The organism is Hymenobacter puniceus, assembly GCF_014333525.1.
Lineage (GTDB): Bacteria > Bacteroidota > Bacteroidia > Cytophagales > Hymenobacteraceae > Hymenobacter.
Map to the genome: position 1 here is coordinate 490,442 of NZ_JACSCX010000001.1, position 19,571 is coordinate 510,012.

Annotated in this window: 18 protein-coding genes; 10 read left to right on the forward strand and 8 right to left on the reverse strand. The window is 57.4% G+C overall.

What is annotated here, in order from left to right; translation table 11 throughout:
- Nucleotides 1–90: 90 nt before the first annotated feature.
- From H8B14_RS02005 to H8B14_RS02020, 4 genes are all read left to right on the forward strand, one after another.
- A complete protein-coding gene (locus H8B14_RS02005) occupies nucleotides 91–3,735 on the forward strand; it encodes a hybrid sensor histidine kinase/response regulator (RefSeq protein WP_187313954.1) in 3,645 nt (1,214 codons plus the stop codon).
- A gap of 52 nt (nucleotides 3,736–3,787) precedes the next feature.
- Complete coding sequence (locus tag H8B14_RS02010; RefSeq protein ID WP_187313955.1) at nucleotides 3,788–4,516, forward strand: LytR/AlgR family response regulator transcription factor; 729 nt, start codon at nucleotides 3,788–3,790, stop codon at nucleotides 4,514–4,516.
- A 33-nt stretch (nucleotides 4,517–4,549) separates the two neighbouring features.
- Nucleotides 4,550–5,170, forward strand: a complete 621-nt coding sequence (locus H8B14_RS02015; protein ID WP_187313956.1) for a PKD domain-containing protein — start codon at nucleotides 4,550–4,552, stop codon at nucleotides 5,168–5,170.
- Nucleotides 5,171–5,349: 179 nt separating this feature from the next.
- Nucleotides 5,350–5,751, forward strand: coding sequence for a hypothetical protein (locus H8B14_RS02020; protein ID WP_187313957.1), 402 nt, complete (start codon nucleotides 5,350–5,352; stop codon nucleotides 5,749–5,751).
- 8 nt (nucleotides 5,752–5,759) lie between these two features.
- On the opposite strand, the gene H8B14_RS02025 is transcribed toward H8B14_RS02020, so the two are convergent.
- Nucleotides 5,760–7,289: a hypothetical protein gene (locus H8B14_RS02025; protein ID WP_187313958.1), complete on the reverse strand. Its 1,530-nt coding sequence runs from the start codon at nucleotides 7,287–7,289 to the stop codon at nucleotides 5,760–5,762.
- A 370-nt stretch (nucleotides 7,290–7,659) separates the two neighbouring features.
- Here H8B14_RS02025 and H8B14_RS02030 point away from each other — a divergent pair, with 370 nt between their 5' ends.
- The 5 genes from H8B14_RS02030 (at nucleotide 7,660) to H8B14_RS02050 (ending at nucleotide 12,305) form a co-directional block, all read left to right on the forward strand.
- Nucleotides 7,660–7,908, forward strand: coding sequence for a hypothetical protein (locus H8B14_RS02030; RefSeq protein ID WP_187313959.1), 249 nt, complete (start codon nucleotides 7,660–7,662; stop codon nucleotides 7,906–7,908).
- A gap of 286 nt (nucleotides 7,909–8,194) precedes the next feature.
- Nucleotides 8,195–9,733, forward strand: coding sequence for an ABC transporter substrate-binding protein (locus H8B14_RS02035; RefSeq protein WP_187313960.1), 1,539 nt, complete (start codon nucleotides 8,195–8,197; stop codon nucleotides 9,731–9,733).
- A 3-nt stretch (nucleotides 9,734–9,736) separates the two neighbouring features.
- On the forward strand, nucleotides 9,737–10,786 hold the full coding sequence (locus tag H8B14_RS02040; RefSeq protein ID WP_187313961.1) for an ABC transporter permease subunit: 1,050 nt from the start codon (nucleotides 9,737–9,739) through the stop codon (nucleotides 10,784–10,786).
- A gap of 104 nt (nucleotides 10,787–10,890) precedes the next feature.
- Entirely contained in the window at nucleotides 10,891–11,772 is an 882-nt protein-coding gene (locus H8B14_RS02045; protein ID WP_187313962.1) for an ABC transporter permease, read from the forward strand.
- A gap of 296 nt (nucleotides 11,773–12,068) precedes the next feature.
- Nucleotides 12,069–12,305: a hypothetical protein gene (locus tag H8B14_RS02050; RefSeq protein ID WP_187313963.1), complete on the forward strand. Its 237-nt coding sequence runs from the start codon at nucleotides 12,069–12,071 to the stop codon at nucleotides 12,303–12,305.
- A 160-nt stretch (nucleotides 12,306–12,465) separates the two neighbouring features.
- Here the strand turns inward: H8B14_RS02050 and H8B14_RS02055 are convergent, their stop codons facing one another.
- Both H8B14_RS02055 and H8B14_RS02060 read right to left on the reverse strand, forming a co-directional pair.
- Nucleotides 12,466–13,371 (reverse strand): SDR family oxidoreductase, encoded by a 906-nt coding sequence (locus H8B14_RS02055; RefSeq protein ID WP_187313964.1) that lies wholly within the window; start codon nucleotides 13,369–13,371, stop codon nucleotides 12,466–12,468.
- Between the two features lie 51 nt (nucleotides 13,372–13,422).
- On the reverse strand, nucleotides 13,423–14,064 hold the full coding sequence (locus H8B14_RS02060; RefSeq protein ID WP_187313965.1) for a peptidylprolyl isomerase: 642 nt from the start codon (nucleotides 14,062–14,064) through the stop codon (nucleotides 13,423–13,425).
- A gap of 171 nt (nucleotides 14,065–14,235) precedes the next feature.
- Here H8B14_RS02060 and H8B14_RS02065 point away from each other — a divergent pair, with 171 nt between their 5' ends.
- Nucleotides 14,236–14,889, forward strand: coding sequence for a DUF2238 domain-containing protein (locus H8B14_RS02065; RefSeq protein WP_187313966.1), 654 nt, complete (start codon nucleotides 14,236–14,238; stop codon nucleotides 14,887–14,889).
- Between the two features lie 90 nt (nucleotides 14,890–14,979).
- Here the strand turns inward: H8B14_RS02065 and hemC are convergent, their stop codons facing one another.
- The 5 genes from hemC to H8B14_RS02090 form a co-directional block, all read right to left on the reverse strand.
- Nucleotides 14,980–15,918, reverse strand: a complete 939-nt coding sequence (gene hemC / locus H8B14_RS02070) for a hydroxymethylbilane synthase (protein WP_187313967.1) — start codon at nucleotides 15,916–15,918, stop codon at nucleotides 14,980–14,982.
- 192 nt (nucleotides 15,919–16,110) lie between these two features.
- Nucleotides 16,111–17,250, reverse strand: a complete 1,140-nt coding sequence (locus tag H8B14_RS02075; protein ID WP_187313968.1) for a DNA polymerase III subunit — start codon at nucleotides 17,248–17,250, stop codon at nucleotides 16,111–16,113.
- Between the two features lie 3 nt (nucleotides 17,251–17,253).
- Nucleotides 17,254–17,679 carry a hypothetical protein gene (locus H8B14_RS02080; RefSeq protein ID WP_187313969.1) on the reverse strand — a complete coding sequence of 142 codons (426 nt, stop codon included), beginning with the start codon at nucleotides 17,677–17,679 and terminating at the stop codon, nucleotides 17,254–17,256.
- Between the two features lie 60 nt (nucleotides 17,680–17,739).
- Nucleotides 17,740–18,978: a GlmU family protein gene (locus H8B14_RS02085; RefSeq protein WP_187313970.1), complete on the reverse strand. Its 1,239-nt coding sequence runs from the start codon at nucleotides 18,976–18,978 to the stop codon at nucleotides 17,740–17,742.
- Nucleotides 18,979–19,201: 223 nt separating this feature from the next.
- Nucleotides 19,202–19,447, reverse strand: coding sequence for a type B 50S ribosomal protein L31 (locus tag H8B14_RS02090; RefSeq protein ID WP_044016244.1), 246 nt, complete (start codon nucleotides 19,445–19,447; stop codon nucleotides 19,202–19,204).
- Nucleotides 19,448–19,571: the final 124 nt, after the last annotated feature.

The window sequence follows — 19,571 nt, forward strand, 5'->3', positions numbered from 1 at the left end:
GATGGCTGCCTGCAAGCCGCTACCTTGCCAGCCGCTTCAGTTCCCATTGTCTATTTTTTCTGCCAGCTGCCTGTGTTGCGCCCGTTTCTTTTGCTGTTTCGTTTGGGGCTGGTATTGACGCTTATGCTGCTGAGCGCGACACGCAGTCAGGCGCAGCCGGTGCAAGGGCGGTACTTTTTAAAACAATTTGGCCCGGCCGAGGGGTTGCCGCAGCCGTTCATCTACGCCCTCGCGCAGGACCGGCAGGGCTACCTCTGGATTGGTACCGCCGAGGGCCTCGTGCGCTACGACGGCACGGAGTTTAAGACTTACACCACCAAAGACGGGCTGGCCGAGGACTTTGTGACCCAGCTCTATGTGCAGCCCCGCACCGGCCAGCTATGGGCCGCGCACTACCAGGGCGGTGCTTCTCGCTGGAATGGGCAGCGGTTTCAGGCAGTAGCGGCCGGCGTGGCGCGGCCCAAAGCGTTGCGCACTACCCCCGGCATTCCGGCTCCTGACACTGTCCGAAATTCCTTCAACTCGCCGCCAAACCCCGCCAGTCGCCTGCCTGACCTGCAGCAGGTGCTGCCACCCGGCACCGGGCTCCAGTGCCAACTCACCGACCGAGAACAAACGGTCTGGATTGGCACGGCCGGCCAGGGGCTATGGCGCTGGGCTGACCGCCACATCAGCTTTCATCCAACCCCGGCCCCATCCCCGACTACCCCGCTGGCATTACTGGAAGGCGGGCGTGCGGCGGGCATTTCTGCTGCTGGCCAATACTTCACGCTGAACCCCACTGCCAGCCGGCCGTCGCCACTGATTACCTACCCGCTCCGGCTGCTGCCCTACGCGCCCAGCGTGGTGCTGCGCACGCCTTCCGAGCGCGCCAACCCAGTATTCGATGGCCGGTACCCCAAGCCGGCGCCGCAGATACTGTGGACAGGCACGCAGGGCCACGGGCTATGGCAGCTGCCGATTCCCTCGGGCGAGCGGCCAATGCGGCGCGTCCGCCGACTGCCTTCCACCCTGACCGTAACGGCCCTGACCCAACATCCCGGCGGCGACATATGGGTGGGCACCGCCCTGGATGGCGTGTACCGCCTGCCGGCCGACACCACGCAGGCCGCCGAGCATTTCACCACTGCCAACGGCCTTTTGCACAACACCATTTATGCTCTTGCCGCCGACTCGGCGGGCCGCATCTGGCTGGGCACCCACGATACGGGGCTGGCGTTCTGGCAGCGGGGCCGGTTCCACTACTTCCGTTTTCGAACCGGCGCTATCGACGTGTCGGCGTTGCTCACCGATGATGTCGGCCGGGTCTGGATTGGCACCGAAGGCAGTAGCGTACTCTGTTACGAAAAAGGCAAGCTGCGCCCGTATGGCCCGGCCGAAGGCCTGCTTTCGCCGTATTGCTACACCCTGCTGCCCGTGCGCTGGGGCAGCAGCTACCACGGCGGCTACCGCCACGATTTTCGGGCGGAGCAGGTATTGGCCGTGCACCGCAACTCCCTCAGCATTCTGGATGGCGCACGGCAGCACTTCCGGCCGGTTGCCCTGCCCGACAACCCGCTGGTCCGGGAACTGCTGCCCGCGGCAACCGTCGCCTGGAATGACTACTGCATCTGGATTCAGACCCGTACGGGCCTGCTATGTGTGCGCACCAACTACCCCGTGCTGCCCAGTCTGTCGGTTCCGGCGCCGGCCATCCTGCGCAGCGAAGTGGATGGCGCTGCCCAGGTGCCGCAGCAGTTGGGACAGTTGTCCGCCACCCGGCACCGGCTGGGGTTTGCGTTTCGGGCCGTGAGCTTGCTGGCCGGCCCGGCCAGCCTGCAGTATCAGTACCGCCTGCATGGCTACGATATGGTCTGGAGCAAGCCCTCCACAGCCACTGAAGCGCAGTTTGCCCAGCTGGATGCCGGCACCTATGAGTTCGAGGTACGAGCCCGGCGCGGCGAAACGGGCCAGTGGAGTGCGCCGGCTACGGTGGCCTTCAGCATTGCCACGCCCTTTTGGCAGACGTGGTGGTTTGCGGCCTTGAGCGTGCTGGCGGCCGGGGCCGGCATCTGGGCGTTTGTGCGGGGGCGCGAGGCAGTGCTGCGGCAGCAGAAGCTACAGCTAGAAACCACTGTGCGCGAACGAACCCAGGAGCTGCGCCAGCAGAAAGCCTATATCGAAGATATGAACGCCGAGCTGACCGTGGCCCGCGACGTAGCCGAAGCCTCGCGCAAGGCCAAGGCGCAGTTTCTGGCCAATATGAGCCACGAGATTCGAACCCCGATGAACGCCGTTATCGGCCTCTCCCATCTGCTGCGCCAGACGCCGCTCACCGGCGAGCAAAGCGAGTACCTGGAGGCTGTGCAGTCGTCGTCGCAGAACCTGCTGGTCATCATCAACGACATCCTGGACAGCTCCAAAATAGAAGCCGGCAAGATGACACTGGAACACGCCGCTTTCCGGCTGCCCGAACTACTACGGCGGGTGGCCAGCATGTTCCGCTTCGTCACCGAAAGCAAACAGCTCTACTTCCGGCTGGAAATCGGACCCGGCGTGCCAGCCGCCGTCTTCGGCGACTCAGTGCGGCTCAACCAAGTGCTGGTCAACCTCGTCGGCAATGCCATTAAATTTACTACCACCGGTGGGGTCACATTGCGCGCATCAGTACCGGAAGGGGCCATTGATCCAACTCGGCCCACGGTGCACTTTGCAGTGCAGGATACCGGTATTGGTATCCCAGCTGACAAGCTGGATGCTATTTTTGAGGACTTCTCCCAGGCCAATACCAGCACCACCCGGCAGTTTGGGGGCACCGGCCTGGGGTTGAGCATTGCTCGCAACCTGGTGGAGCTGCACGGTGGCCGGTTGAGCGTGAACAGTGCGGTTGGCGTGGGCTCCACTTTCCATTTCAGCATAACCTACGAAGTCGCCGACCCAGTCACCGTGCCCGCCGAAGCCAGCCTGGCAGTAGGACGTTTTGAGCCGGCCCTGCGCGTATTGGTGGCCGAAGACAACGAGCTCAACCAACTGGTGGCTCGCAAAACCCTCGAAGCCTGGAACGTGCAGGTAACCATGGCCGCCAACGGCCGTTTGGCGGTGGAGGCTGCGGCCGCCACTTCCTTCGACGCGGTGCTGATGGATGTGCAAATGCCGGAAATGGATGGTTACGAAGCTTCCCGGCAACTGCGTGTGCATTTCCCGGACGCCGACCAGTTCCCCATCATCGGCCTCACGGCTTCGGCCCTTCCCGAAGACCGGGCCCTGGCTTTAGAGGCCGGCATGAACGATACGCTGGCCAAACCCTTTGACCCCGCCGTGCTTTTTGCCCGCCTGGCCCAGCACACTGGTCGTTCTACCACCGCCGCTCCCGCGCCTGTGCAGGATACAGCGTCCTCCACTGCTGCTTCCGCCGCTTTTCTCGACTGGACACTATTAGAAGAGCTGGCCGGGGGCAATGAGGCGTTTATCGGCCAGATCATTCAAACTTTTCTGGCGCAGGCGCCGGGGCTGCAGCAGGAACTGGCCATGGCTTTCCACAACACAGACTTTGATGCATTGGCCCGCACTGCCCACAAGCTTAAGGGGCAGGCAGCCTACTTTGGGGTGCCGCTGCTGCACGCCACGCTGGAACAACTAGAGCAGCAGGCTCGCCAGCATGCTCCCCCCGACCTTTTGGCTTCCAGCCTCCGTACGCTTGAGCAGCAACTCACGGCTGTATATTCCGTGCTGAAAGTTCGTGCTTCAACCACCTAAACCCATCAGTAGAAAGTGTTGTTTTTTAAGGGGATAGTTTACCTTTGAATATATGCCGCACTCTTCCCCGCTCCGCTGTCTGGTAGTCGACGACGACTTACTTTCCATCCAAATTGTTGAAAACTGCATTGCCAGCACCAACTTTCTAACCTCAACTGGTTCCTGCACCAGTGCCGTGCAGGCGGCCGAAGTACTGCGGAACCAACCCGTTGATTTGCTGTTCTTGGACGTAGAAATGCCCCTCATGTCAGGCATCGACCTGCTCCGCACGCTGCAAAATCCGCCTATGGTGGTGCTCATCACCAGCAGCCAGCAATACGCCGTCGAAGCCTTCGAGCATGACGTGGTAGTTGACTACTTGGTGAAGCCCATCAGCTATGCTCGCTTTCTGAAAGCCTCGCAGCGCGCGTTGGAGCTGGCTGCCACGCGCACAGACTCGGAGCCAGCTCCTGTTGCGTCCACCGACACAGTAGAATTCACCTTCATGAAGGTAGATACAAAGCTGGTGAAGGTGATATTTGATGAAGTCCGCTATGTGGAAGCCCTCGGTGATTACGTGCATGTGGTGACGGGCCAGAGCAAGCTCATTGTATATAGCACTATGAAAGCGGTGGAAGAGAAGTTTCCCGCTTCGCTTTTCGTTCGGGTGCACCGCTCGTTTATCGTTAACCTGAAGCGCGTGCAGGCTATCGAAGACAACTCTATCCTATTGGATGGCAAGCACATTCCTATTGGCCAGACGTATATGCGCGACGTATTTCAGCGGCTCAATAAATTTTAGCGTCCGCCGTCCACTGTATTGGCTCTGGCAGTTATGCGTCTTTCTCACCTCTCCGTTTTTATCTTTCTGATTACCCTTGCGGCATTCCGGCCGCAAGCTGCCCGAGCCCAAATGGCCGGCGACACCATTAGTGCCGAGTGCCCACCAGCGCGCACGGTAGCGCTATGCGTAGAATTGGATGCCCGCGCCTCCGTCGATTCTGCGGCGGGTCCGCTCAGCTACCGTTGGCTCATGGGCGACGGCACCACCCTAAGCGGCCCCACCGTAGCCCATTGCTACACCGAGCGCCGCCGCTACACAGTGCAGCTAGATGTAGTAGACGAGAAAACCGGGGAGATACGCGCCGCCGAAAAGCTTATTCCGGTGGATTTCACGCAGGAAATGGTTCTCAACTTTAGCACCTCACCTGCCAATGGCCGTGTAGGGCAGCGCCTCACGTTTGATGCGCTGGACTCGCAACTACCGCTGTGCGAGAATGTGGTGGTGCTCTGGGATTTCCGGGATGGCTCAGTCGCCAATGGCCGTCGTGTAGAGCACATCTTCCGTCGGCCCGGCAACTACGTGGTGCGTATGGCCCTGCGCGGAAATGGGCCCAACACCTGCCCCGATAGTCACTGTGTTACTAGGTCGGTAAATATCCTTATCGAGCCATAATGCCTTGTGCTTAGTTTAGCGGCCACTTCATTGTTTGACGAACTTACAGCACGCTTTTTCTTGAAGCTCCTACTTAATCCTATCATATTTCAATAAAATATTTCTATTCCTGCATTTATCTAATAAAGAGTTGCTTTATTTGCCAGCTCAATCAGTTTCTTTTTCCCGACTGTGCTTGTATGAAAAGCTTCTTCACCTTCTTATTAGCCGGCAGCCTTGGTGCTGCGTCACTTTCTGCCCAGGCTCAGCAAGCGCCCGAGCGGCTACGAGCTGAGGCCATGGAAAACACCCGTTTGCTAGCCAACCGTATTGGCCTTGATGATGCCCGCTCGGTACGGGTCCGCCACCTGACCTATGACCGGCTGGTGCAGGAAAGCCAGATCACAACCATGTATGGCGACGACCCGACTATGCGCCAGAACAAGTTGCGGGTAGTGGCGCAGGAGTACGCCGAAAAGCTGAAAGGCCTGCTGACTGACTTACAGTTTGAGCGCTATGAGGCACTGGTGGCTGCCGGCACTACTTCTACCTCTCCGAACGTTGTTTCGGCGCTGAAACCAGTAACTACCTCGCCTAAGTAGGGTACCTGCTACACGAGCCGCCTGTCCTGCTCGGTAGTATAAAGCGCCGTTGCCTGCAGAATCTCCAGCGTAATCTGCCAGAGTTCTTCGTAGGGGACAATTTCAATCTCAGCAAAGGCCTCGCCGGGTGGTGGCGAGGCCTGTAGCTTTTTCAGCAGTGGCTCCCCCTTTTTGCGGCTGGCTATTGGGTTGAACTCTTCTTTTACAGCAATAGCCAGCAGCCGGAAAAACAGTTGGCTGCGCAAATTGCCGGTTTCGCGCAAATGCCGCTGCTGATACTTCCGCAAGCTTTCCAGGCGGGTCAGAATGTTTTCAATATCACGCTGACGTAGGAAGTGCAGAAATTGCAGGATGAGTACTGCCACATTGTAGCCTTGTTTGTCGCGGCTATGGTCGGGCACTGTCTGCACAAATGTGTTGAAGTTCCGCATCCGTACCGGCGACAACTCCGGCCGCACAAACTGCAGATAAGCCATATACAAGTCCCAACGTTGCTGGGCTACGGCCTGCTGCTTATCGAAATGAACATTTTTCAGCGCTGTAGCCAATAGTTCCAGCGCCTGGCCATACTGCCCGGCATGAATTGCTAAAAGCAGATAGATTTCCAGGTAGTACAGCCAGTTGACGGAGGAATGATGGAATTCCTTGGCATACGCTTCTGCCAGCCGCAGGCCAGCCGCAATATTGCGGCTCCGAAAGTGTGCATACACACTCATATAGGCGTTAAAACGCTTGTCGAAACGCTTGTTATTGATTTTTCCCTGCTCCAGCAGTTTGGCTGTAGCTCCGGTGATATGAATGACCTGCTGGTAATTGCCAAGCAACTCCTGCTGAATAAGTTGCACCCGATAATGATAGTGAAAGGTTATAAATGTGCCTGCAGCCCGGTGAAACTCCGCCAACTGCTGTACCACACTATCTATTTTATCGAGAATTGAGCGTCTGGTGCGCACATTGTACGCCACAGTGCTTTTCACGTCCCAATATAACTGGGCTGCGTCTTCCTCTATTGCCAGCACATGCTTGCTCTTCTCCAGCAACACTCCATTGGCTTGGTAGCGGGCTGGCATACGGATATCGGCGTATATATTCCGTAGCAGTTGCCCAAATAACACAACGTATTGTGTCATTTCGTGGAGTTGCGCCAGGCGTTGGCCTTTTCTGCTTAATGACTCCGCAGCCTTTAGCTCTCCTTCGGAGTATAATATGCTTACCTGCATATAAAGATTCAGGACCTGATATTCGTAGCGCCGTGACACCAAGTGCCGTGGATCTGTCTCATCAAGGAAATACAAGTGATTCAGCAGCTTCTGCTGCACTCTCGACTTAAGTTTCCGAAACGCTGCGTAACGGGTTTGATCAGTCTTGCCGTATATATTTTTTACAATCTGTTGCTGGGACTTTGGCAGCCCATCCACCAATTGCTGCACTAGTTGCATCTCCTTGTTAGATGAATGACGAGCAGTAAAGTCAAGTAATGGAAGCACTTTTAGCTTCCTGTCTGTCACAATACGGGCCAGATTTGTCAGTTCATCCATTGCTAAATTAGCCTAAACAGGCTCTTATCGTTGTTTTGCTGATCGAACAGTTTCTAAAATTACTGTCACAAAACAACATATTTTTTCCTTTACTGGCATCATCGCTTTGTTGGACATTTGTAGTGATAAAATATGTTTTTTTTGACCGTTCAATGTCACACTTTAACGTGATTTAAGCACAAATCAAGCGGAGGTTAGACTTCCTGTTAGCAAAGCAACAGGCTTCTATAAGAAGCCTTTATCATAATAGTAATAATATTTATAATTATTATACCAATCACTTTTAGGTTAATAGTGTCCTTTACGTGGCTCTGTCTAGCGCCCACCTTTGTGTCAGTCAATCACTTGAAACACACAAACGCCAAGCGCCATGTTAGAGTTAATCGCCCTCGCTCTGCTCCAGTTTTCGAGCTTCACCACCGACTTCTCTACTGGAACTGTTCTTTCCGATTCTCCGGTAACCACGACAACCAGCGCTGACCACGGTGCCGGTGGCTGGACGGGCGTTGACGCAGACCACGGCGCCGGCGGCTGGACAGGCATCGATGCTGATCATGGTGCCGGTGGCTGGACGGGCGTTGATGCTGACCACGGCGCTGGTGGCTGGACAGGCCGTTAAACTGTTTACACCCCTGTAAGTATGTTGCAGTAGCACGTCGCCATAAATTTCCTGGCTACCTTGCCTGCCAGGAAACACTGCCTGCTGCGCACATATGAAGTCTATACTTTCCGGGGTATTGCTACTGCTTACAGGCTGCTGCGTACTGGCCGCGTGCAACTCTCCGGTCAAGCAGTCGGCAGCCATTCGCATCCGCTGGTCCACCGACCCTCGTTCACTGGACCCCCTGGTGACTGCTACGCCACAGGCTACAGAAGTGCTTAATCTCCTGCACTGCAGTCTGCTGATGGGTGAACCAGACAAACAGCAGATAATACCTTGGCTGGCCGATTCGCTGCCACGTGTCCGGCGGCGAGGGCCCTTAACTTTGCTGCATTATCGCCTTCGGCCGGAAGCTAAGTGGGATAATGGCATGCCAGTGCTGGCCCAGGATGTGGCATTTACGCTTCGTGTGCTTAACTGCCCCGGCTTACCTACCGAATTCTCCCGTACTCAGTACAACGATATTTTGGATGTGGAGCTGGATGCGGCGGATCCGCGCCGATTTACGCTGGTGCGCGCCAGCGCTTCCCTGGATATGGTGCGGGCCTCCGGCGACTACGCTATTCTGCCGGAATATTCGCTGGACCCAGCCAAGCAACTGCGGGCTGTGCCATTCGCTTTGCTGCGGGCCGATACAGCCGCCGCAGTCCGCCGGTATCCGGTTATCCGTGCGTTTGCGGCTCGCTACCAGCGTGCGCAGGTGGGGCGGCAGCCGAATCGACTTCCTGGCTGTGGACCTTATAAAGTAGTTGCCTGGCAACCCAACCAATATCTGCGACTAGAGCGCAAAGCCGGCTGGTGGGCCGACCATCTTGCTAAACCGGAATACTGGCTGCAGGCGCAGGCTAATCAACTAGAATACCGCATCATTCCGGATGATGCAACGGCTACGTTGGCTTTGCGCCGAGGCAGCCTGGATCTGTACCCAATGCCTTCGGCCCGGGTATTTACGCAGCTAAAAAATTCAGCTGATAGCAGCCGTCTCACCTTTGCCAAAGCCGACACCTACGAGGCGACAATGGCAGGGTTTAATACAGAACATATTTTTCTGGCTGACGCCCTTACGCGTCGTGCGCTGGCGCTGCTGTTCGATGTTCCTCGCCTGATTCAGGCCACTCAGCCTGGGCTGGCGTACCGTAGTCCTAGCCTCATTTCGCCCCGAGATAAGCACGCCTTCAATGATAGTCTGACGGTGCTCCAGTTTTCGCCGGAGCAGGCGGCCAACCTGTTGCAGCAGGCTGGCTGGCAAAAAAAGCCCGATGGAACGTGGTGGAAAAGCGGGAAGGGTCCTTTGGCGCTTAGCGTAAGCTACCGGAACGAAGCAGCCGACCACGAGCTAGTGGCCCTGCAGTTTCGGGAAGCGGCCACAAAGCTGGGCATTGCCGTGCGGCTGCGTCCTACAGAAGCTGGTTTGCTGCAGCAGCAGTTGGCTGCCGGTACCGTCGATATGTTTATCCGAACGATATCAGGCAATCCGTTTAGCTACAATTTCATGCCCATTCTGCATTCGCAGGGCATTGGGCTGTTCAATTTCACACGGTTCAGCTCTCCTGCCGCCGACCAGCTGATTGAAGCAATAAATGCCGCCAATCAGCCAGCCACCCGCAGCCAGTTGGTACGCCGTTTTCAGCGGCTGCTTCAGCAGGAATCTCCCTTAACTGTGCTGTACTTTTCGCGCAACCGCCTGATTGCCTCCCGCCGACTGCGTCCAGTGCAGGCCACTAGCGTGCGGCCCGGCTACGATGCCCTCCATCTGCAGCTAGCTACTTCTCAGGTTCGATAGGGCATGGTTTTGCGTTTGGGTATCCGGCTGGGCAAGCTGCTGCTGACAACGTGGAGTATCCTGACGCTCCTGTTTCTGCTGACCCGTACGCTGCCCGATGAACAAGAACTATTAGCTCGCTTCGGGGGTGTTCCTGCGGGCGCAATGCCTAGCCCCAAGCAGATGCAGGCCGCACAACAGCAGGCCCGCCACCGCCTCGGCCTCGACAGCCCGCTATTCTATATTTCACCAAGAGCTGTGCAGCCAGCTCAGGGCTTAAGCTGGCGCTGGCAGTGGGAAGGCTGCGACAATCAATATCATCAATGGCTGATGCAGCTCGGCCAAGGAAATCTGGGTGGCTCTTACCGAACTCAGGAGCCTGTAGTACAGCTGCTGGCACAGGCACTACGCCATACGGTGCCACTCGCGCTGGTGGCGCTGCTGCTGTTGGTGTTGCTGGGCGGAGCACTGGGAATTGCGCTGGCGCAGGTGCGGCAGCCAGGGCCATTGCTAGCAATACTGTTTGCCTTGGATACCCTGCCCCTGTTCACCGTGGCACTGCTGCTGCTATTGCTGCTGGCTAGCCCAGATTTCCTGCCGCTTTTTCCTGTTTACGGCCTCGCCGACGACTTTGAAACAGGCAGTTCTTTGGCCTATTTAAGCTACCTGATATTGCCGGTAGCCAGCCTGGTACTTACTGGGGTTGCAGAGCCGGCAGTGCAGCTGGCAGCCGCGCTGCGCCACGAAATGCAACAGGAGTATACACTGGCTGCCCGCGCTAAAGGCTCGTCGAGGTGGCAGGTCTTGTGGCGGCATGCCCTGCGCAATGCGGCTTTGCCTGGTACCACGCTTCTGGCAGAACTATTGCCCAATTTACTGGCTGGCTCAATAGTAGTGGAGCTTATTTTTGCGCTTCCTGGTATAGGCCGACTGCTAGCCGAAGCAGCCACTACCCGCGATTATCCGGTTTTGCTGGGCGGCGTACTGCTGCTGCTGCTTGTGCGCCAACTGTCGCTGTGGCTTGCGGATGCGCTGCAGTACCAGCTTGATCCACGTTTAAGAACCACTGCGTGACTCAGCCACGGAACTCACTGCGTTGGTGGAACCGGCGTTTAAGCTGGTGTTGGCTGGCACTACTTGTTGCAGCAGCTTCTTTCGCTGACTTTCTGCCTTTGCCTGTGTTTCCGGACTTGTTGCGCACCGACGCGTCCCCCCTGACCAACGGCCACCTGCTTGGCACCGACTCGCAAGGCCATGACGTGCTTGGCGGCCTGATCTATGGAGCCCGCACGACACTGCTTGTGAGTGTGCCTGCCACTTTGCTGGCCACTGCGCTAGGGATGCTGGTGGGAGGAGCCGCCGGCTTCTGGGGTGACACCGGCTTGCGGGTTCCGCGTTTTACGTTGCTGACTAGTAGCGGTGCAGCGCTGCTCTACCTAACCATAGGAGCGCCGGCTGCCAGCCTAGCGGCTATATGGTGGCCCATGCTACTTTCGGCCAGTGTAGCAGGTGCGGCCTTGCTGGCACGCGGACGGGCGCTGCAGCAGACCGTGGCAATACCTGTAGACACCTTTGTTTCAATGGGGATTGTGGCGTTGGCGGCATTGCCACGCCTGGTATTAGTGCTAGTAGCAGCAGCTGCTACAGAGCCCAATACCACTACAGTTATTGCCCTGCTGGTGCTGGTTTCGTGGCCCGGCCCGGCCCGGCTGATGCGCGCTGAAACCCGGCGAATTCAGCAGCTGCCTTACCTGGAGGCCGGAAGAGCATTGGGCCTGCCCACCAGCAGGTTGCTGTTGCAGCACATCCTACCCAACTGCTGGCGGGTGTTGCGCACCTCTTTGCCAATAACGGTAGCTGCACTTGTTGGCCTCGAAACCACGCTGTCTTTCCTAGGAATAGGCCTGCCACCTGAACTACCAAGCTGGGGCAGAATATTGGCGGCCAGCCGTTTATCACCTGCCAGCTGGTGGCTGATAGTGTTTCCTGTCTTTGCACTACTGCTCACAATGCTGGCCATACGTCAAGTGCTTTCGGCCAGTGAAGACCAGTATAATTAAAACAGAGTCCTTTCACTTGGTGATGTCACAATTACCACCATTTAAACACTACCCTACTTATTCAGCGCACACAACAACAAATTTCAAACATCTGTAGACTAGACACATACATCATCACTACATATAATTGCAATTTGTTGAAATGCTTCCAGGCATACCTATGCGTCGAAAACCCATAGTCACAAATACCTGGCGACTGTCCTTTACACCGGTTAAGCTTAGCTATAGTTTTGTAATGTGCTAAGGGTTCTAGATAGTTCTTTCAGCATTTCTACAGGCTGTTCTACTGGCTACTCATGGCCTCACTTCTTCTCAAACGCAGGCAGGGCTATGCATTGCGCGCCTTGCTTCTGGAAATGGCTACTTGCCAACGCGCAGCTACCACGCTGGCGGGTTTCCAGACAATTGATGGAGAGATGGTGTCATATATCGCGGGAGAACAGGCGCTTCGGGCTGGCACTGCGGTGCTGGTCGGTGGGCTCCTGGTAGGAACAATCTTGCCTCAATTTGATAGCTATCAACCAATAGAATAGATGTTATTATTATTCAGGCTGGCAATGCTCTGGTAGCATTCCAACCCGTGAACAATGTTGCAATAGGTGTGTAAAAACCCCGCCGGTTCTGCCCGCGGGGTTTTTGCGTTTTTCAGCGTTTGGAAGCCCGATTGAGGTTCTTCGCTTTTCTGGCATCACTTCAGCCAACAAGCGTCTGGCGTGCAACTTCAGCAATGCCTTCCTCGAAGGTATGAGGCTGATACTTCAGTTCGCGGCGTGCCTTGTCGATGATGAAGCCTGTGCGCAGTGGCCGCTTGGCTGGCTGCGAGAAGCTACTGGCATCCACTTTTTCAATCAATGCTGCGTCGAGCTGAAAGTAATCTGCAACACGCAAGGCCATCTGGTACGGCGTCAGCATTTCGTCGCTGCTGATGTGGTAGATACCGGTAGCGTGATGTTGCGCCACCAGCCAGCAGGCCTGGGCCAGATCTTCGGCCAGCGTAGGCGTCCGGAACTGGTCATTCACCACCTTGATGGGCTTTCGGGCCTGTAGGGAGTCGCGCACCCAAAGCACGATGTTGGTGCGGCTGTAATCGTGCGCCACCCCGTACACGAGCACCGTGCGCACGATGGCCCACGGCGTGTGGCTGGCCTGCACTACCCGTTCGGCGGCCACCTTGCTGGCGCCGTAGTAGTTCACCGGCGCCGGCTCGGCCTCTTCAGAGAGCGGCCCGGCTTCGCCACTGAAAACAAAGTCGGTGCTAAGATGGGTAAGATGGATCTGGTGTTTTTCGCAGGCGGCCACCAAGTGCTCAACCGCCGTGACGTTTTGCTGCCAGCACGCTTCCCGGTTCAGTTCACACTCGTCCACGTTGGTCATGGCGGCCGTGTGGATGAGGTGCGTAGGCTGCTCCTGAGCCAGTACTGCCGTTACCTGCGCGGCATCCGTAACATCCAGTGGTACAAAGCGCACCTGCGGATATAGTTCGGCCAGCCTATTTGAGTTGCGAGCGGTGGCAATGAGCGTCAGGCCTGGTTGAACACTTAAAAGCTGCACCAACTTTTGCCCCAACAGCCCATTGGAACCCGTAACGAGAATACGCATAGCACCCATACTACCGACAGCAAAATGTGGAACAGAACGCGGCAGCGCGCTTTAATAAGTGTAGCCGTAGAGCTCCGTGATTTTCTTTTTCTTCAGCTTTTCCACTTTCATCGTCATCCGGATGTCGGTGATGGGCCGGTCGCGGGCGTCTTTAGGCTGCGCCGCAATTTTGTCGATGACGTCGAGGCCGCTCACCACCTGGCCGTATACAGTGTACTGGCCATTGAGGTGGGGCGTGCCACGGTGGTTTTGCACGAGGTAGAACTGCGAGGCACTGCTGGCCCGCGTGGGGTTCACGAAATCAGCCTGCCGGGCGGCCGCCAGTGCCCCAAATTTGTGCGTGAATTCCGGCCGGATTTCCGCCGGAATGGTACCCTCATTGGGTGCGCCCTGGCCATCGTTGCTGGGGTCGGCGTCTTTGGTGCCGGGGTCGCCGCCCTGCACCATAAAGTCGGAGATGATGCGGTGAAAGGTGGTGCCGTTGTAGAAGCCGCTTTCGGCCAGCTTCAGGAAGTTGGCTTTGTGCTGGGGCGTGGCATCGAAGAGCACCAGCTTGATGTCGCCGAACGAGGTACTGATGGTCACGAGCTGGTCTTTCTTGCTGCTCTTCGGGAATTTGGCCGCGTACAGGGCCGGAGCCAGCACCAGCAAAAACACACCAAGCAAAGCAGAAAAGCGGGAAACGAAACGCATAACGAAGAAAATACGGGGTTGACGCAGCGAAAGTAAGGGGTTTGTGGCAGAGCTGCCTAGTGTGACAATGCCGGACACGCAGCGCAGCCGCTGAATATATTTTTCTGCCGATATCCGACCCAACGCCCTGTTTGGCGTATGATGCGCCAGTCTCTCGCTCACTTTCTCTTTATGACAACTGCTTTTACTCCGACTACCGCTACCTCCGACCTGGCTGCCCCGCCGCCCCACTGGTTTCCAAAATTGCTACTGGCCGTATACCTGATTGAGTTGGTGGCGCTGGGCATCAATCCAGCCGAGCGCGGCACGTGGTGGGCCGAAAACGTCCCAATTTTCCTGATTGTATTGGCCCTGACGGTGCTATATGTGCGGGGCACGCGCTTCTCCAACCTGGCTTACGCCCTGATGAGCGTGCTGCTCTTCATGCACACCATCGGCGGCCACTATACGTTCGAGAAAGTGCCGTTTGACTGGTTCAACAACCTGTTTGGCTTCAAGCGCAACATGTACGACCGGGTGGCGCACTTTTCGGTGGGATTCTACGCCTACGCCATCATCGAGCTGACGGACCGCTACGGCACCATCCGCAGCCGCGCCATCAGCTACCTGTTTCCGTTGTGTGTTATCGGCACCGTGGCCATGGCCTACGAGCTGGTTGAGTGGGTGTATGCCGAAGTGGCCGGTGGCGACGCCGGCGCCGCTTTCCTCGGCAGCCAGGGCGACATCTGGGATGCCCAGAAGGACATGCTGGCCGACACCAGCGGCGCCATTTTTGCGCTGATTCTGTACGCGCTATTTGGCCGGGACCGCCGTGAGGCTGCGTAAATTATCTGGCTACATTGCTCAACAAAAAGCCCCGCTTCTATGCAGAAGCGGGGCTTTTTGTTGAGCAGTAAGGTGTCGGAATTCCCTTGTTTATACGTCTCTTTCACGACGGATTTCATCGAGAATCTGCTGGCCGCCGCATGCCAGCACGCTTTCGGCAATTCGGATTCCGAGGGCTTCGGCCTCGCTGGCAGCGGCCGTTTGTGCTTCTTCCAGTAGCTTGGCTCCATCGAGGCTGATGAGGCCGCCGTGCAGGTGTACCACGGCACCGTCGGGGCTGAGCGTGGCCAGCGCGAAGCTGGGAATGCTGCAGCCGCCTTCCATAGTACGCAGGAAGGCTCGTTCCGCCGCCAAGCAAACGTGCGTGGCCGGGTGGTCCAGGATGCGGTGCAGCTCAGATTTAAGAGCTGGATCCAGTGTCCGGGCGCACTCAATGGCTACGCTGCCCTGCCCGGTGGCGGGCACAAACTGCGTCTCGGGTAGTACGTGCCGGATCAGGTGGTCGTACTCCATACGGTGCACGCCGGCGTAGGCTAGCACCAGTGCATCGTATTGGCCTTCTTCGAGCTTACGCAGGCGAGTCTGGAGGTTACCGCGGGCTTCGGCGGTGCTGGCATTGGGCAGAAACCGGCGTAGCATGGCCTTACGGCGGGTACTGCTGGTGCCCAGCACGAGGTCTGGCTTCTGCAGATCGAGGTCGGCCTGAAAACTTACCACTACATCATTCACCTGCTCACGTTCCATGAAAGCCAACAGTTCCAGATCATCGGGAATGGAGCTTTGCACGTCTTTGGCGCTGTGCACGGCAATGTCGATGTGGCCGGTGCGCAAGCCTACTTCCAGCTCTTCCGTGAACACGCCCTTTGCCCCGATTTTATCCAGGGAGCGGTCCAGCACCACGTCGCCTTTCGTGGTGATGATGACAATTTCGGAGGCCAAACCAGCTTGCTCCAGGCAAGCCGCCACGTGGTGGGCCTGCCACAACGCCAGCTTGCTACCGCGGGTGCCGATGCGGATGGATTTTTTCAATTAAAAATTCTGAATTAAAAATTAAAAATGGAAGCTTGCGGTACGCGGCTGCTTCACAACGGCGCCTGGCGTAGCAGTGCCTATCAACGGCTGCAGCAAAGGTACGCCGCCGTTAGTTTTCGCGGCTAACTATAGCCATTTTAGCGGCAGCTATAGCATTTTAGCAAACTGTATTTTCTGTCTCTATTGACATTAGGCAGCCATTTTCAATAGCGTAGCCATGCGCAACGAGGCGTCCACGAATACCATGCGGGGGTTGGCGTTACGCTCGATGTGGTAGTGCGCTTCATTCAGCTCGCGGGTAATCGGGTCGGCGTTTTGCGGCGTGACGAAGCGGCTGAAGCCCTGCACAAACGGCTGCTCCTGCGCGGACAAGTGCGGCACCAGCTGCGGGTCGAGGCCGAACAGCAGCACCTTACGCAGCAGTGTGAGGGCGTACTGCAGAAACTCCTTCTGGTTCTCGCGGCCCAGCTTCTGAAACTCGTCGCTCCGCTCCAGCATCTCGCTCACCTTGTTGCTGAAGCAGGTGCGCATCCAGCCTGCGAACAGCGCAAAGTAGTCGTGGTCGGTGGCGGCGGCGTGGTGGGCGGCCAGGGCGGCGCCGGGGTTGCCTTCTGCAAGCTGGGCCAGCTGTCGGGCTTTCACTTCGGGCACCTGGTGCTCGTCGCGTAGCCAGTTGGTTAGGTCCTGCTCGGCGAGTGGGCGCACTACCACGGGCTGCACCCGGCTGATGATGGTAGGCAGCAGTTGCTCGGGGGCGTGGCTGACCAGCAAAAACACGGTGGCCGCGGGCGGCTCTTCCAGCAACTTGAGCACGGCGTTGGCGGCGGCCGGGTGCATCAGCTCGGGCTGCCAGATAACCACCAGTTTGTACTGCGCCTCAAACGCTTTGAGACTCACCAGCCGCAGCAGCTGCAGGCTTTCCTCCTTGGAAATGCTGCCCTGCTTGTTTTCGGCCCCAATATGCTGCATCCAGTCGTTGAGGCCTTGGTAGGGGCTGTCGAGCACGAAGGTGCGCCAGTCGGCCATGAACTTGCTACTGGTAGCGTCTTTGGCTACGGCCTTGGTGGTCGTGACGGGCACGATAAAGTTCAGGTCGGGATGGATGAGCTTGTCGATTTTCTGGCAGCTCGGGCAGTTGCCGCAGGAATCTGAGGCGTCGGGCGTGCGGCTCTCGCAGTTCAGAAAAGCCGCGAAGGCCAGCGCCAACGGCAGTGCCGCCGAGCCTTCGGCCCCGCGAAACAGCTGAGCGTGCGCCACGTGGTTGCGCTGCACGCTTTGCACGAGCAGCTGCTTGACCTGTTGCTGGCCGGGAATGTCGGAGAAACGCATGGGCTATTCGGGTAATAAATCCAGATGCCAATCGGTGGCATCTCTGAGCTTGCGCCAGTCCCAGTAGGCGTCCAAAAATCCATCGTGGAGAAACTCCTGGTCGTTTGAATCGGGAGCGTCAACCAGCTTCACACCACGCCAGTTGCCATACATTGGCTCGGTGGTGCCATCTATCAGATTCAGCAGATCAAAAACTACGTCAGCAGCACAGCCAGCAAGAATTTTGCGCACCGCCGTATGCAAAACCGGATTGCCACTAAGCTGCTTGATGGCTTCTGCTTCTGCTGCATTTAACCCGCCGTTCGGAGGGTACGACACCTCAACTATCCGACCTTCAAGTAAATCGTCAGCATACTGTACAGCATGTTCTTCGATCAACTGATTGGCCGCCAGCAAAAATGTTTGCCTGTGGTCGTCAGAAATTTGCATCAGCTTATTTAAGCCACTCAATACCCATCAGTTATGCAGTTGGGCTTATTTTCAGTGAAGCTACAGCTCCGTACCAGCAGTCGGAGCGGCTGGAGCGGTCCGCTCCCACACCCGGTCTTTCACAGTTTGCTCATACACGTGGCGCATAATATCCTGCTCTACCTGGTTGTAGGCCAAACTGCGGCGGGCCATTACGCGCTCCGCAACCTCAGCCACCTTGGGCAGCCGGAAGGTTTCGAAGCCGGCGGCGCCGCCCCAGCTGAAGCTGGGAATGAAGGTGCGTGGGAAACCAGCCCCAAAGATGTTGGCGCCCACGCCCACCACCGTGCCGGTGTTGAACATGGTGTTGATGCCGCATTTGCTGTGGTCGCCCATCATCAGGCCGCAGAAGGTCTGGCCGGTGTTCACGAAGCGGCCTACCGAATGACTCCAGATTTTGACGGGCGCGTAGTTATTCTTGAGGTTGCTGGTGTTAGTGTCGGCGCCCAGGTTGCACCACTCGCCAATTACCGAGTTGCCGAGGTAGCCGTCGTGGCCTTTGTTGCTGTAGCCGAGCAGGATGCTGTTGCCGACTTCGCCGCCGACTTTGCTGAACGGGCCCACGGTGTTGTCGCCGCGCATTTTGGCGCCGGCATTGATGTGGCTGCCCTCACAAAGCGCCAGCGGCCCGCTGATAATGGCGCCTTCGTGCACCTGCGAGTTTTTGCCGAGATAGATTGGGCCGTTTTCGGCGTTGAGAATGGCGGCACGAATCTTCACGCCGGGCTCGATAAACACGTTTTCTGGCGCGTACACGATGGTATGGGCGTCGCCGATGGGCGCCGACTCGCGGCCTTTTGTCAGCAGATCGAAGTCGCGGCGGATTTCGGCGCCGTTGCGCAGAAACAGGTGCCACACTTCCCGGATGATGGTGACAGGCTCCACCACATCGCGGGTTTTCTGGAAGCCGTCCTGAATCAGCTCGGCTACCTGCGTGGCATCGGCGAGGTGGGCCGCTACCAAGGTTTTGTCGCAAAACAGCGCCTCGCCGGCGGCCAGGGCCTGCACCTGCTGCACCAGCACGTCATCGGGGCATATGGCACCGTTGATGACTAAGGCCGGGCCCGCCGTGGCACCAGCCGGGTACTTGGCCTGCAGATGCGACTCGGTGAGGTAGCCTACGGGCTGCCCACCCAGCCGGTGCTGCCACTTTTCGGCCAGCGTCAGGATGCCGCAGCGCAGGGCCGCCACCGGGCGCGTGAACGTGAAAGGCAGCAGATGGGGCCGGATGGCCGGGTCGTCGAAGAGCAGAACGTGCATAGTAGTAGGGCGTAGGGCGTAGTGATTGGGGCCTAGGGTCCGGCATTGCGTACCCGGGAGTCTGGGCACGAAATGAGTAAGGCTAGCCGGCCGAAACCAGCGCCGACAATGGACTGCAAAGGTGGGCAGAAAAGCAAAAACTCCTGCCAGGCGAGCCAGCAGGAGTTTTATAAATCTCAGTCGTACGAAGCACTAGGCAACAAGCACCAAGCACTCTGAAAAACTACTTCTTCTTGTAGCGGGTCATGAACTTCTCTACGCGGCCAGCCGTGTCGAGCAGAACGTTTTTGCCGGTGTAGAAGGGGTGCGACTCCGAGCTAACTTCCACTTTCACGACCGGATACGTCTTACCGTCTTCCATCGTGATGGTCTCGTTGGAGTTCATCGTCGAGCGGGTAACGAATTTGAAACCGCTGGAGCTGTCCTGGAATACCACTTCGCGGTACTCGGGGTGGATGTCTTTTTTCATGTCGGAATACCGTTTGTGCCTGGTTGCCTGCCGATTTTGCGGAAGGGACTGCAAAAGTACATGTTACACGCAACTTTCAAAAGCTTCTGTGGCTCTTTTCTGTAATTCCGACTTCAGACCGCCT